Genomic DNA, 804 nt, shown 5'->3' on the forward strand with positions numbered 1-804 from the left:
GGAGAAAGGCTTGGTCAGATAATCGTCACCACCACCGCGTAAACCTTCAACACGATCATCTACGTCGCCTAGTGCACTAAGGATCAGTACAGGTGTTTGGTTACCGGTTGCGCGGATCGTTTTAATAATGGATAGACCATCCATTCCAGGCAACATGCGGTCGATAATCATAACATCATAGCTTTCACTGGCTGCCATTAATAAACCTTCTTTACCGTCGGCAGAATGATCTACAACGTTATCGTTTTCCTTGAGGCCATTGACTAAATAAGCCGCTACATCTTTATCATCTTCAATTACGAGTACGCGCATCTTAACCTCTGCTTGCTTGGGCTCTGAATTTCTTAATTCGCTCATAAGCGTCTTTTATTTCCCGAGTTTTTTCGGTGGCTATTTTCATCATTTCTTCTGGCAAGCCTTTCGAAACAAGTTTATCCGGGTGATGTTGACTAATCAGTCTACGATAGGCTTTCTTTAGTTCAGCATCACTGCAATTGCTCTGTACGCCTAGAGTTTCATAGGCAGCACTGATCATTTGTTCTTCGCTAACATGGCCTGACGTATCGTGCTCAAAGCCGGTAAACCGGTGCTGAGCTGTCATCATTGCCAGTAGTTGTTCAAAATTTCGTTTCTGGAAACCAAGGTGTTCGGCTACTTCAAGAAGCAGCTGGTGTTCATTTGGGTGTAATTCTCCGTCGGCAAGCGCGGTGGTTAGCTGTATCTCCATAAACATTCTAAGGAGATTGGTACGACGGCCGCAGACTCTCTTTAAGTCATCCATGGCAGCGATATAATCAAAATCTT

The 804-nt window shown here is 44.4% G+C and carries 2 protein-coding genes; both read right to left on the reverse strand.

All coding sequences use genetic code 11. From position 1 onward, the window contains the following. Positions 1-357 (reverse strand): response regulator (locus A3756_RS19655; RefSeq protein WP_231875584.1); only part of this gene is annotated, 357 nt, incomplete at its 3' end. Beyond that, positions 314-804 (reverse strand): co-chaperone DjlA (djlA, locus tag A3756_RS19660; RefSeq protein WP_304438911.1); only part of this gene is annotated, 491 nt, incomplete at its 5' end. The genes A3756_RS19655 and djlA, both read right to left, overlap by 44 nt.

It is taken from the genome of Oleiphilus sp. HI0086 (assembly GCF_001635225.1).